At 39.6% G+C, this 13,911-nt stretch carries 10 protein-coding genes; 1 reads left to right on the top strand and 9 read right to left on the bottom strand.

Features of this window, described 5'->3' with window-relative positions; genetic code table 11:
- Positions 1-425: 425 nt before the first annotated feature.
- From QM629_RS08200 to QM629_RS08165, 8 genes are all read right to left on the bottom strand, one after another.
- On the bottom strand, positions 426-2,738 hold the full coding sequence (locus tag QM629_RS08200) for a BamA/TamA family outer membrane protein (protein WP_415159033.1): 2,313 nt from the start codon (positions 2,736-2,738) through the stop codon (positions 426-428).
- A 23-nt stretch (positions 2,739-2,761) separates the two neighbouring features.
- The gene (locus QM629_RS08195; RefSeq protein WP_415159031.1) at positions 2,762-7,843 is read right to left on the bottom strand and encodes a translocation/assembly module TamB domain-containing protein; all 5,082 of its coding nucleotides are present in this window, start codon (positions 7,841-7,843) and stop codon (positions 2,762-2,764) included.
- A gap of 319 nt (positions 7,844-8,162) precedes the next feature.
- A complete protein-coding gene (locus tag QM629_RS08190; protein ID WP_415159029.1) occupies positions 8,163-9,059 on the bottom strand; it encodes a class I SAM-dependent methyltransferase in 897 nt (298 codons plus the stop codon).
- A 6-nt stretch (positions 9,060-9,065) separates the two neighbouring features.
- Positions 9,066-10,202 carry a cysteine desulfurase family protein gene (locus QM629_RS08185; protein WP_415159027.1) on the bottom strand — a complete coding sequence of 379 codons (1,137 nt, stop codon included), beginning with the start codon at positions 10,200-10,202 and terminating at the stop codon, positions 9,066-9,068.
- 193 nt (positions 10,203-10,395) lie between these two features.
- Positions 10,396-10,698: a GNAT family N-acetyltransferase gene (locus QM629_RS08180; protein ID WP_415159025.1), complete on the bottom strand. Its 303-nt coding sequence runs from the start codon at positions 10,696-10,698 to the stop codon at positions 10,396-10,398.
- Positions 10,673-10,816 carry a hypothetical protein gene (locus QM629_RS08175; RefSeq protein WP_415159023.1) on the bottom strand — a complete coding sequence of 48 codons (144 nt, stop codon included), beginning with the start codon at positions 10,814-10,816 and terminating at the stop codon, positions 10,673-10,675. Before QM629_RS08175 ends, QM629_RS08180 begins: the two co-directional genes overlap by 26 nt.
- A 24-nt stretch (positions 10,817-10,840) precedes the next feature.
- On the bottom strand, positions 10,841-11,560 hold the full coding sequence (locus QM629_RS08170; protein ID WP_415159021.1) for a LytR/AlgR family response regulator transcription factor: 720 nt from the start codon (positions 11,558-11,560) through the stop codon (positions 10,841-10,843).
- Positions 11,557-12,282, bottom strand: coding sequence for a sensor histidine kinase (locus tag QM629_RS08165; protein ID WP_415159019.1), 726 nt, complete (start codon positions 12,280-12,282; stop codon positions 11,557-11,559). The genes QM629_RS08170 and QM629_RS08165 overlap by 4 nt, the downstream gene beginning before the upstream one ends.
- 467 nt (positions 12,283-12,749) lie before the next feature.
- On the opposite strand from QM629_RS08165, the gene QM629_RS08160 reads away from it, so the two are divergent.
- Entirely contained in the window at positions 12,750-13,247 is a 498-nt protein-coding gene (locus QM629_RS08160) for a DoxX family protein (protein WP_415159017.1), read from the top strand.
- A 163-nt stretch (positions 13,248-13,410) separates the two neighbouring features.
- Here QM629_RS08160 and QM629_RS08155 read toward each other — a convergent pair whose 3' ends face one another.
- Positions 13,411-13,671 (bottom strand): hypothetical protein, encoded by a 261-nt coding sequence (locus QM629_RS08155; RefSeq protein ID WP_415159015.1) that lies wholly within the window; start codon positions 13,669-13,671, stop codon positions 13,411-13,413.
- Positions 13,672-13,911: the final 240 nt, after the last annotated feature.

Here is a 13,911-nt window from a genome sequence, read left to right as displayed (position 1 = left end):
GTTTATCGGAAAGGCGGAAATCTCATAATCATGCTGTATAAGCAAGGATGACTTTATAAAATGTATATTGGTACACGCTAAGTATGAGATGCCCCCGACGCGTAGGGGGCATGACGTGCCAGTGGTTATGTTTTATGCTTGCCTTACTTAGTGTAAGGCTGGCAATAAGAATAGATTTATACTTTGGCAAATCAATGATTGCACATTTTTATCCAGCGAGGAGTATAGCTGCTTTGCTTAATGTATGCTTACATCTTCTAACGTGCCTATATGGTTCATTGATATGGTACGCAAGGAAATTGTGGAATACCCCCGCTCCCCAACCCCTTCCTTTGGAAAGGAGGCTGAAACCGAATACCACAAAATCATTTTTTTGCACCTTGGAGCGTATAATAATCATGCTGCCAGGCTTTCCCGTTTCGCGCCTAAAACGGATAGCCGATAGCCAGGTTCCAAACAATATTATTCTTGCGCCATTCACTGTCGCCAAAATCAATTTTATATTTTTCACCGCTGGGTAAATTATATGGCAACCGTAAAGGGAAGGCTACGTCGAGCCTTACAATAAGGATGCTAATATCGGCGCGCAGGCCGATGCCCGCATCTACGGCTATCTGGTTTAAGAACTGGCTGCTGTAAAATTTAGAGCCGGGCCTTGATGTATCATATTTTAAAGTCCATACATTGCCTGCATCTGCAAAAAGCGCATACCTTAAGATTGAAAACAGCTTAGCCCTGTATTCTGCCGTTAATAAAAGTTTTACATCGCCGGGCTGGTCGTATATAAGCTTTTCACGCGGGTTGCCTGCATAATATGCGCCCACCAGGGTTCTTGCGCGAAAGCCTCTCAAATCGCTTACACCGCCGGCAAAAAATTCCTTTATAAAAGGCACAAGCGTATCATTGCCATAAGCAACAGCCACGCCGGCATCAAGCCTTGTGTTAAATGAATTGTATTTGCCTAACCGCAGGTAATGCCTGAAGTCGCCTTCCAGTTTTACATACTGTGTAAATTCCTGCCCCAAGATTTTCTTCTTATCGCCTTCATTTATATTGGCGCCTGTTGCTAAGCCCAGCAGGTTGCCTGAAAGGTCAATATTGCCATTAAAATAAAAATTATTCCTTTTTGTGTTTGCCTGCGCCTGCGAGTTATAGTTATAATTATAAATGCTGCCAATAATAAACTGCTTTTCCACGCTGCGCCGTACGGTAAGGTTGGTGTCAATAAGGGCTTTAAAGCTGTCAGTAAAGTTTGCAGGCTTTACAGCATTTATATTGATAAGCGTAAACTCATGTTCGTTTTTAACACCGTCTTTCCAGATATAACCATAGCTGGCGCCTATTGATCTAAGGGTATATAAGGTGGTGCGGTTATAAAATTTATAGCTGGCGCCAAACTTGGTTTGCGGCACATAAGCGCTGCTTGTGTTTAGCCTGAACGGGGCAATGATACGCGGCACATACAAATCAGCCTCCAGCCCATAGCTTAATGTGTTTACATTGTAGCCGGAAGATATTTGTGTTTGAAATCCAAAATTGGCTGCAATGGTAAGCAGCTCTGCGCCCTTAAATAAATTGCGGTGCCGCCAGTTTGCTGAAAACTCCCCGCCGGTTGCATTATTGGATTTGGTAAGCCCCGATACCTCAAAGCGTATTGACTTTGTGTTTGTAGGCGTTAAATAATAAAAGGCGTTTAATTTCTGCACACTGTCCCTGGCCGGTTCAAAACGCACTTTTACAAACTTGTATATACCTAATGTGATGAGGCGGTTCAGGCTCAGGTTATGATCGGTGCGGTTATATAAATCGCCTCGTTTAAATACCAGTGTCCTGCTGAATATCTTGGGGTTGTATTTATTGTTAGGATCAATAATGTGATAGCCTTCAAACAACTTTGCCTTTCGCCTGGCGGTATCTGCATTTATATCGTAGTCTGCAAAAACGTAAACGTTATTAATATAATAAGGAAGCTTTGCCATGGCCGGTGTTTCAGGCTTTAGCTTCATGTCAATGTCAACCTTATGATTCCCGATGGTGGAATCTGTTCTTGCCAGTAAATAATCAGGGCTGAAATAGTAAAAGCCCTTATCCTTTAAACGGGCGTCAATACGTGTACGCTCATCTTTTATCACATCCAGGCTGTAAGGATTGTTTGGCCTTAACAGCACATATTTTTTGCCTGTGGCATATTGCTGTATATTTTTTGCGATAATACCTGAATCATTTGGATAAGAAACATGGTTAATCCGGTACTGCGTATCAACCAGTGCCGTATAAGTTACAGACAGCTTTTTGTTTTTTACAGAGGTATCCATAACAACAGAATCCCTGAAAAACCCTTCGTTTTCCAGATGGCTTTGCAATACCAGCCTGTTTTTTTCGAGCACGGAATTGGAAGCGAGCACAGGCGGTTCGCCCACTTTATATTTCAGCCAGTAAACAAGGCCTTTTTTCTTTTTTGGCTCCTTAAACATATTAAACACCGTAAGCTTAAACCTTACACCCAAAATGGAAGCATTGGGTTCGGGCCGCACCAGCGATGCCATCTGGCTTTGCAGATCCTTGCGTTTTGAAGAGGGCAGCCTATCTGTTGATTTTATTTTTTCCTTTGCGCCAACAAACAGGTTTTGCCCGGGCCCAAGGTTTTTGGTATTGCTGCACGAAGCAAATAGTATAACCATGCATCCAAAACCTGTCAGGTGTGTAAAGATTGTTCTGTATTTTTTCATCAAGCTCATTGCCGGTATTATTATAAAAACAGTTAAGGATTATTAGTGGGGTTTTGATACTGCGATGCCTGTTTAATTTGTTCTTCGCGCCTTCTCTGTTTTTGTTCCTGTGAAATTTTTCTATTTCTTTTTCTTATCAGCTTTGCTTCTTTTCTGCCTGTAAATATTTCACTGAACTTGTTATAATCATAGGTAAGAATAAAGCTCATGCCTGTTTCAATTACCTGCCCGTCAATCTGGTTTTCATATTCATTCAGCCTGTACACACGTATCATATAACGGCCATCTTTTGTAAGCTGGTAATCAACTGAAACATCACCAGCCGGGTTTACCGTGTTTTGATTGGCATTGCTTGGTCCTTCCAGTTGAAAGTTGCTGCCTACATTTACCCGCAGCCTGTCGTTCAATAATTTTTTTGATACCGTTACATTAAGATCAGTTCTGTTCTGCGCAGTGCCGGTAGAGTAATCTGCGCCGGACTCTACGCCAAAATTCACATCAACACCTTTAATTAAGCTGCCCGCCAGGTTGTTTAACTGATCGGTTAGAATACGGCTGGCGCTGGCCCTTATCTGGCCTTCAACACCCGTGCCGCCGGCAGAGCTTACAAAGGGATTTTCCTGTACAAATCTGCCAAGCAAGAGCAACGCAAAAACCTGCTTGTTCAATTCACCTTCATCGTTGCGTACCTGCTGCAGTTTATCGGCAACATCAGTCCATTGAGTGGCGGTTCTTTCAGGCAGTATGATATCGAATGTTATTACAGGCTTTAATAATTCCCCCGTCATGTGCAGCAAAACCTGAAAGGGCAGCTTCTCTTTATACTTCGTTATTTCAGAAGTGGAATTGCCGGAAACAGAGGACTGCATCAGGTCAATAGACGGGGTGTTTATTTCATATACGGCGGTTACATCTATATTGGCTGCCGTAGGGTCGCCTGTCCATGTAATGGTGCTTCCTTTCTGAATAAGGAACTGCCTTTTTAAAAGGCTCAGCGACAAATTATATGAGCCGCTTTCCAGTTCATAAGCGCCGGTTAAGGTTGTCTTCCCGCTTTTATCAATGCCGCCGTTTAAATTGGCCCTTCCTTTCAGTGTTAGGGCATCGCCGTTTCTTTCATCAATGATAACGGTAAATTTTGCCGAGCTGTCTATTTCTATATCGGCATCAACCGACAGGCCGGTAAGTTTGGCAATGGCTGCCGAATCAATCACTACCTGCGCCGTATCGGCCGGGTTATCCTTGTCAACAAAAACAACTACGCCTTCCCTCGATTCCACTTCGGGGTCTGATTGCGGCACCACAAAAATAAAATCGGTAATCTTGTTCACCCTTAAATTGCCGCTTACGGTTGGCGCCATTAAATCGCCTTTTATATCTGCGGCTGCATCAATATTCAGCTTGCCATATACAATACGGTCTGTTGCCTGCGGCGCATTTACTACCGTGAAATCATCTGCATTCAACGTAAGGTTCGATGTAAAGCTTTTATAATCTTTGGTGAGGATATCGCCATCAATAGTGGCTTTGTTGCCGGATGAATCAACCAGGTCGAAATTATTAAAATGAATGCCCTTCGAATTTACGCGGATGGCATCCTTCGGTATTGTAAATCTCTCACCGGAAATGGTTGGTACAAATGACGCGTTTGCAAAATTTAGCCTGCCATCAATATCGGGCGCAGACGTTGTGCCTTTAATGGCAATCCCGCCTCTTAGAAAACCCCTTATATCATCCAGTTGCCCGGCGGCAAAGGCTTTAACCATAGCCAGGTTCAGGTTGTTCAGTGCCAGGTTCAGGTCCATCCTGCTTTCGCCGGTATAATATAAACCGGTTAAGCGAACGTCGTTGCCCTTGCCTGTAACAGAAACATCTGCATTATAGGCATTGGCTGTTTTATTATCAACCTTTATGGCAAGATTGCCAATGGTATCTAATTTATAGGCAAGATTATTTATAGTTAAATCGGAAGTAAATACCATATCCTTTGTGGGGTTGGTAATTTCTGCAGTGCCGTTAATGGTGCCGGAGGCTAACAAAGAATCCTGGTGCGCTATTTTGGTGATGGTAGCTATTTCAAAATTTTTGAGATCAATTTTTATAGGTGCGGTTGGCAATGGGGAAGTGCTGTTTAAAGATAAGGATTGATTGCCCTGGCTGATGGAAAAATTATTGATGACAATACCTGATGAATCGTATTGAATAGCGTTATTGGCGCCTACATTCCATTTGTCGCCATCTAAAACAAGATCGGGTTTTAAACTAATGCGAAAGCCGCTGTCAATCTGGTTTAATAAGGCGCCCAGGGCATATTGTGTTTTATCTTTTGAATCATTCGAGCTAACATCAACGCCTAACTGGTTATTGGCAATTTTTGCATTCACTGCGGTTTTATACAACTGGGTTGATCCGGCTTTAATGCCTTCAACAGAAAGGCTTGCATTAAAAGCCTCTGCCGAAGATTGCGCAGTTACATTTAAACTGTCTATCTGATTTGTTCCGACAATGATGCGCCGGCTTTTTGCCGTTAAGCCCAGATCGTTTTGCGCAGCATTCAAATGTGCATGTACGGTGATGGAATCGCTGCCTTTTAAATCTGGCGCCAACTGTAATATAAGCCCCTGCGGGCGAACTGTTGCATCAAACGTCCAGTTTTGCGCTGTTATATTTTTTTGTTCATAACCGGGCAGCTTATAGTATTGATTGATTGCCTGCTGCAATGCCTGCGCTATCTCCGTTAATTTATATTGGCCAACAAGTGCGGCGTCAATATCATTGCCTGCTTTAATTACAATGCTTTTATTGGCTGAGTCGCCTCCTGCAACGAGAGAAATACTGTCCGTATTTAATTTTTGGCCGGCCCTCGTTAACGATAAGTTGTTTATATTAACTGTTCCCACCAGGTCATCGGGATTGGTAGAAGGAAGATCGGCTGTTATATGCCCGCTTACACTTAATGTATCGCTCATTAGGTTCAATGCTTTAGCATTTAATGTATCAATAAGCAAATCCAATTTCAGTGGCGGGTAAGAGGAAGATGTGTTCAGGTTTGCAGTAAGATCAAGGTTTAGCGCAATAGCAGAATCATTAATGGATGCCTTGGTTGTATTTACGCCATCGTTTATTTCGCCGTTTACATTCAGGCCCCGGTAATTATAGCCTTTTACTTCTGCACTGGCCACATCAAGGTTATATTTTGCGTTGGCTTTCTTTATATCCAGGCCTTTGCCGCTTGCCGTTAGGTTAGCCGTAACTTTTCCAAGATTGCCCTGTTGTTTCATTAAATAACCTGCATCCACATTCTGCAGCTTTGCATTCACGGCATATACATCGCCGGGCTTCATGCTGCCGTCAACATTTATATTGCCTTTGTTTGTTTTTAAAGCAAGCTGCGTGTTAAATGCGCTGGTGTTTCCTTTCAAAAAACCATTAAGGGCAAACCTGTCGGGAAGATTAAAATTATCCGGTAATGTTTTTGGCGGCAATAAGCTAAGTATATCTTTTTTGGTTGAAGTAAACTGGTTAATTTTTACATTATAATAAGCACGCTTTGCATCGGGCAAACCCTGCAGCCGTCCTGACAATTTTATATAGGTATCGCCGTAACCGCTTAGTTCAAATGTGGGTATGGAAAGGTCGCGAACAAAACCTTTAAGGGCTGCATTTAATTTTATAGCAGATAATTTATAGTTGCCCATGGTTCTTTTATAGGAAGGCATGAATGCCAAAAAATCTTTTACAGAGATTTTTGAATTGGACAGACTGGCATCAATGTATAAAGCCCCGATATTTTTTGATATGGCTTCAATGGAAGGATATTTTACTATGAGTTTATTTTGAACGGTTGTGCCATCGGTTTGCAGCAATAAATCAGTAAGCGATGCGGTTGTATCGCTGTAATAAAATTTTGTATGAAATTTCTGCAGGGCAAGCCCGCTTTTTTCATTCAATGCAAGCTGGCCTATGTTTCCCTGGAATACAGCAGGCGTAAAACTTAAGCTGTCGCCTTCCAGTACAAAATTGTTAATATGCAAATGGCTGGCATCAAAACCTTCGGGCAAAGGTGTGGCATTATTGTCATCATAAATCAATTCATTGTTTTTAAAATCGGCTTTAGCCAGATAAAACTTCCATGGGTTATTTAACTGGCTGTCGGTTTTGGCAGCCACCACATCTTTGGTTTCCTTTGCTTCCTGCGATTTGCCAAGGCCAACTTTAATTACTGAATTATGAAATGCAAAATCCTTCAGGTTGATATCAAGGTTTTGCAGGTTAATATTTTCGGGATGTGTACTTAACTCCCCAATCTTAAGAAATGCGAGCAATGCCGAAACATCGTTCCGGTAATTAAAATAAATACGCTGCAGGTTTAAGCTGTTTAACTGCAGGGTGGGCATGGGCGAGGAAGATTCGGATGGTGACGAAACAGGGCTGATGCTGTCTTTGTTTTCAATGAGCGGTTTATATTGGTAAACCTTTGCATTTATATCTGCAATACTGATGTCTTTTATTTTATAAACAAGCTTATCCGGATCGAATGTATCAATGCTTGTATTAAAATTGCCGAGATAAAAGTAAACGTTGTTGCCGCTTTCATCATCTTTAAATTTTGCTGTAATATCTTTCAGAACAATTTTGCCAATGTTGAATTTCATTGGCGCCGAAGTGTCTTGGGGTTCCGGTTTTTTTTCTTCTTCACTGGCAAATGCTTTTACAATATAATCAAAGTTGAAGCTGGTATCAGGATAATTCCTGTAAATATTGGCTTTAATGCCGTTCAGTTCAAGATACTGCAGGTTTACTTCATTGTTTAATAAACTGAACAACGAAATATCAACCCTTATTTTACCCCCGTATAAAAGCGTGTCTTTCCGCTGGTCTTCAAAATAGATTTTTTCCAGTACTATTTTTTTAGGAAAATCAAGACTGAATTTTCCTATTTCAACTTTGGTCTTAATTTTCCCTTCGAGGTAAGCAATGGCTTTGTTTTTTGCGAAGTTTTGAACGGCCGGAACCTGTATCAATACATACACAAGCACGATTAAAAAAATAATGATGCCAATAATCCATGCAAAAACTTTTAAAACTTTCTTGCCAATTTTTTTCGCGTTCAATAGGTATTGTTTTATGTCCTGAATAATTACAGCAATGATCTAACCTGTTGTGCAATTAAAACATTCCCATTTTGTGGGAAAGGCGTACAGGTTGTTGATTTATCTTTACAACTTTATGAAGTGGTACCAAAACACTGCCACCTCATGTATTTGCTTATATTAAATTGCGCAAATTTATACTTCAAATCACACAATGGGTTACAGTAGTAATTTATTTTAAGATTACCGGGCAATTATAATTTAAATAACCACCCTGAAATGTTTCAGCAAAATTATCAGGTAAAATCCCTGAGAGTTTTAGGCAGATACAATGCCAAATTTATTTTTTGGCAATATAAATTATTGAACTGCAATTGGAGGCGTACTGCAGGGTTTTTATGTTTGAGCGCAGGCCGTTAAAAAAGGCTTTTATAAAATGGCTTTTTCCTGAAATATATTTCTCGCTTAAAAGGCTCACATAAAAGCTGTCGAACCACATAGGTTTTTTATCAGCGAGGGAAAATTGATGCGCGTTCAAAAGCCACTGCATGCTTGCCGGGGAAAAGTGGTACAGATGGCGCGGCACATCATAAGCCGCCCAGTTATTATTGTATATTGCCGCATCGTAGCTGGTATAGTTGGGAACAGCAATTATTAACGCGCCGCCGGGTTTTAATAAAGCATGAAACATACTGAGGTAATCATGCAAACGATGCACATGCTCCAGCACATGCCATAATGTAATGACGTCAAAGCTTTGCCGGTTAAGGCTGAATAAATTTCCTGTTGGCTGCAACGTAATATTAAAATCTTTTTCCGCGTTAGCCCTTGCTGTTTCATCTGGCTCCAGGCCTGTTACATGCCAGCCAGCGCTTTTCATGGCGGAAGCGAAAGCGCCTGTGCCGGCGCCCACATCAAGCAAATGCCCCTTTTTTACACCACTGCTTTTTTCAGCCAGCTTTCTTTTTGTTTGCAATGTTATTGAGCGAACGGCATGGTATAATTTATTCACCACGCCCTTTGATGTGTTAGAATGGGAAATGTATTCTGATGACTGGTAATAACGGCCAATGCTTTCTTCGCCGGGAACATCCTGCGTAAACCGGAGCGTGCAATCGTTGCATTGCCATACTTCAAAATATTCCCTGCTTACTGTTTCATCTTTTGCTTTCAGCGCATAAGCAATGTTAGCGCCTGAACAGGCCGGGCAATTATTATAATGAATGATATTATTCATACAGCATTATATAATGTTTTTCAGCTTATGCACAACCGCATCTATCTCTTCTTTTGTATTGTATTTGCTGAAAGAAAATCGTACAGTTACAAAATCAATGTCAGCAGCCGGGTTAATTGCGCTTATCACATGGCTGCCTGTACTGGCGCCACTGGCGCAGGCGCTGCCGCCGCTGGCGCATATATTATTGATATCAAGATTGAAAAGCAGGAGCTCGCTCCTGTCATTTTTTGGAAAGTTGGCGCTGAGCACTGTGTATAAGCTGTTGCCGGCATAATCGCCGTTAAAGCTTACGCCTTCAATATTATTTTGCAATTGCTGCAGCATATAATTTTTCAGGCCGTATATATAGGCTTTATCTGTTTCATAATTTTTTGTGGCTATTTCCAATGCTTTGGCAACTCCAACAATGCCATAAATATTCTCCGTTCCGGCACGCATATTCCTTTCCTGGCTGCCACCCTGGATAAAAGGTTTTATTTTCCTTCTTTCACTTATATAAATAATGCCTACACCTTTTGGCCCGTGAAATTTATGTGCAGCGCCATTTATAAAATCAACGGGCATTGCATGTAAATTAAACGGAAAATGGCCAACGGTTTGTACCGTATCACTGTGAAAAACGGCATCAAATTTCCTGCATAGCCCGCCAACGGTATGTATATCAGTTATATTCCCGATCTCATTATTGGCATGCATGAGCGTAACGAGTGTTTTTTTACCGGATGAGGAAAGCAATTTCTCCAGATCATTCAAATCAATATGGCCGTCAGGCAGAATTTTTACAAATTCAAGCCCTGTATTTTTTTGCCGGTGTAAATATTCCACTGTATGCAGGGTGGCATGATGTTCCAAAGGCGAAGTGACGATTCTTTCGCAGCCCAAATCGTTTACCGCAGCCCAAACAGCCATATTGGTGCTCTCGGTGCCGCCGCTGGTAAAAAATATTTCACCGGGATGAGCCCCTAAAATTTTTGCAACTGTTTTTCGTGCATTTTCTACCGCCAGCCTTGTCTCCCTGCCATAACTGTAAATAGAAGAAGGATTGCCAAAGTACGTGGTTAAATAGGGCATCATTGCATCGAGCACTTCTGCATCAAGCGGCGTGGTTGCAGCATTGTCAAAATAAATTCTTGTTTGCATAATCTATCCAATCAGTCATCAAGTACAGGCGGCAAAGGTAAAAGCTATCATTTTTATAAAAATGCAAATTCTTGGTTTTACAAAAAATGCAGCCATGGACATTGCTTTTTAAAATGCCTGCTGTGCCATTCGTTTCATTCATTTCTTCTTAAACCTTATATGTTGGCTGCATACCCTTTTTTGAATGTTATTTTCATAAATTGGGTTTGTATAATTTTCTATAAAAAATCTTTTCGGATTGAAAAAACAACGAATCCTGATTTTTGATAAAACCGTATCTCCTTATGGCATTGGCTGCAGGCACCTGCGACAAGTGCTTTAAACTGCCTGTATTTAGCATTTTTATGATGTATTGCAATAATATAGTACCAATACCATTGCCTTGCACTGCTTCATTTACGGCAATATTTTTGATTTCGATGGCGCCATTTTCAATTACTTTTAAATAAGTGCACCTGCTATATTCTCTTTTATTTTGCAATATAAAGTTCGCCATTGGCAAGGTTCTTATCAATGGCTTCTGCCGAATCATCTGAAAGCAATAGCAGGTCATAAGGTATAGCCTCGTTTGTGTTTAGCTGTCTTATTACGATTTCCGGTTTATCAATTTCCATTTGTTCTAATACTGTTTTATTCTGCTACCGCTTTATCATTTTATCTTTTACAATTTCAGCAATAACTTTTTCTCTCAGGTTTTGACTGATTGTAATTTTTTCAATTCCTATATCCAGAATATTTCCTTCTATACTTTTTATTTTTGTTTTATTCACAATGAATGATTTGTGCACTTTAATAAAGATGCCGGCAGGCAGTTGCTCTTCTAAGTTTTTAATAGTAACATAAACCATCATTTTTTTTGAACTGGTGCAGAGCATCACATAGTTTAGCATAGCTTCTGCGTATAGCAAATCATCATAAAAAACCTTCTCGATCTGATTGTTGCATTTTATAAAAAAATGGTCATCGAATTTGTTCGGTTGGGTTTGTAGATTTTTTCTTAATGCGCCTGTTTCTTTTGCTTTGTTGCAGGCTTTCAGAAATCTGTCAAAGGCAATTGGCTTTACCAGATAATCCAAAACATCTAAGCCGTAGGCTTCCACTGCATATTCGGCATAAGCCGTTGTCATAATAACATTTGCAGTAGTTTTTGAATTTTTCAGAAAATCAATTCCATTTATTTTAGGCATATTAATGTCTAAAAAAATAAGATCAATGTTATCATCATTCAGCAAAGACATTGCTTTTAAAGGGTTTTCAGCCTCGCCTGCAAACTCCAAATAGTCTATTTCTTCAATAAATTCCTGCAATATTTTCCTTGCAATGGGTTCATCGTCTATTATAATACATTTCAGCTTCATGCTAAGTTTATTATTAAATCTGTTTGATAAAAGTCATTCTCATTGTTCACGCTAAGCGTATGTTTATCGGGATACAGCAATTCCAGTCTTCTTTTTAAATTTACTATTCCAATTCCTCCCGGATTTACATTAACCGAATTGTGTTGCATTTCTTTGGTGTTGATAACAGAGCAATACACTAAATTTCCTTTTGTAAATATTTTGATGTTGATTTTATTTTGTTTGCCGGAAAAACTGCTTACAAATTTGAAAGCATTTTCGATTAACACAACTATTAAAAGCGGGGCAATTTTTGATCCTGATGCAATGTTATCCGCGTCAATATTTACAATTAATTTATCATCTTGCCTCAATCTCTGAAAAGCCACATAATTTTTTATATAAGCAATTTCTTTTTCTACATTCACTTTTTCTGCCCCGCATTCATAGAGTTGATATTTCAATAATTCAGAAAACTGCAGGAGTGCATCTCTGGCGGTTTGGTTGCTTTTGTCAATATGGCCATAGATTGTATTTAAAGAGTTGAAAAGTGCGTGGGGATTGATTTGTGCTTTTAAATAATCTAATTCACTTTGTATTCTTTCTTTTTCCAGGAAATCTAATTGTTGCTGGGTTTGTATTCTGTCAATCAGCATTTTTATTATCGTAACTAACAATACCCAAAGAGAAATATTGACTACTGAATTTAGATATATTGTTTTGAAATCAACTAAGGGGGGCATGAAAAAAATGCAAATTCATTTGAACAGCTATTAATGCCCTGAACCATGCCGAAACAGCAATGATGATTATTGTAGCCAACCCAAAAAGTATATATTTTCTTTTAAATAGAAACTGAGGAACGATGAAATTATTGACAGCATAAAAATCTGTTGTTATGAAAATTAAATAGCAAAACTCAACCGTCATTGTTTTGGTAATGGAAAACGAATAACTGCGAAAAACAAGCACCCAGAAAAGATATATGCTTATCCAAAAAAACGAATGGTATAAAAATGTTTTGTTTTTCAATTTTTTATTTTCTCAAAGGTAACAATGTATGTACCGGCGTAAATTTTATTACATAACCCATGTGAAATTCTTGATAAGGCAGGCTTTAATCAAGAAAAAAGCATAGATGCTGTAAGTAATTTTTTGGCCTGTGGTATAGTGTTGATGTTTGCACTATCAAACAATAAAATTTTTAAAAATGAAAAAAATTATCAATTGGTTTATCAATCCTCCTGTTACAGGGCAATCTGCTATTTTAATCCTGCGTTTAATGGCGGGAAGCGTATTTTTTTGGGAAGGCATTTTAAAATTTGTTTACACAAACCAGGGTGTGGGCAGGTTTACGAAATTGGGTTTTCCTTTTCCTGAAACTACTGCTCATTTTATTGCTGTAGGTGAAATTATTGGCGGGCTGTTACTCATCTTCGGATTACTGACAAGGATAACAGCATTTTATTTTATTGTACAAATGATAGTTGCCGTACTTAGTACTAAAATTGATTTATATTTTGGTACAAGCCCATTGCCTTTGCCGCCAGCCCCGCCAAAAACGGGCATTTGGGCAGTATTACACGAAATCCGTTCCGACTATGCACAAATACTTACCTGTCTTTTTCTTCTGATTGAAGGCGCCGGAAGAAGGTCTGTTGATTTCCTTATTTCCACGTCACAGAAGAAAGTGTATAGTATGAGCTAAAGCCAAGATTTTTCATTGCCTCAAAAGATTTATCAGAGTATTTGAAAACAGCCGTAAACTGGCTGGCAACTGTTTTTTATCGCTAAGCACGTCAGGTTTTAATCCGTTTTTTTCAACAAGGCTCAAAGAATTACAGGGTGTTTGTGGCGAAGCGGCAACCAATTCAGCACCATTCTTCAAAATGGTGAACTTGGTTAGGCGAAATAAAAAACAAACTGTTTGGTTTTACTTCATACCCGCTGCAGTCAATAATCTGTTTGCTTTTGTCTTTCTCTGCACAGAGAATTTCGTAAAAGCAGTGTTTGTGAAAGTCGTTCACATTGGATTTTTCCATTTTGTCAAACTGCAGTATTTCAAACTCTGTCGGGTTTGCCGGCTGGTTAATGAAGCGCCCAATACTGTAAAACGGAAAAATATCTTTCATTTGTCAAAGGCCGCAATCTTTTCGCTTGCCTGTGTCTGTGGTGTCACAGTTCGCATTGCCGGACTGCCCTCAAATTTCCGCAATTTACAATTTTTTATTGCGCCAGTGCAACTAACAATCCCTGTATTTACGCAATTCATTTGCAACAATAATGTATCCAAACAAGCATTCAGCTATGCTGAAATCAAAACCGGTATGTTTTTTCAAATACTTCAGTGTTTATGGAATTGCTTTTTTAAA

Source organism: Parafilimonas sp. (assembly GCF_047606085.1).
Taxonomy (GTDB): domain Bacteria; phylum Bacteroidota; class Bacteroidia; order Chitinophagales; family Chitinophagaceae; genus Parafilimonas.
Note: the sequence above shows the minus strand (reverse complement) of the source record. Positions and strands in the feature narration are given on the sequence as shown.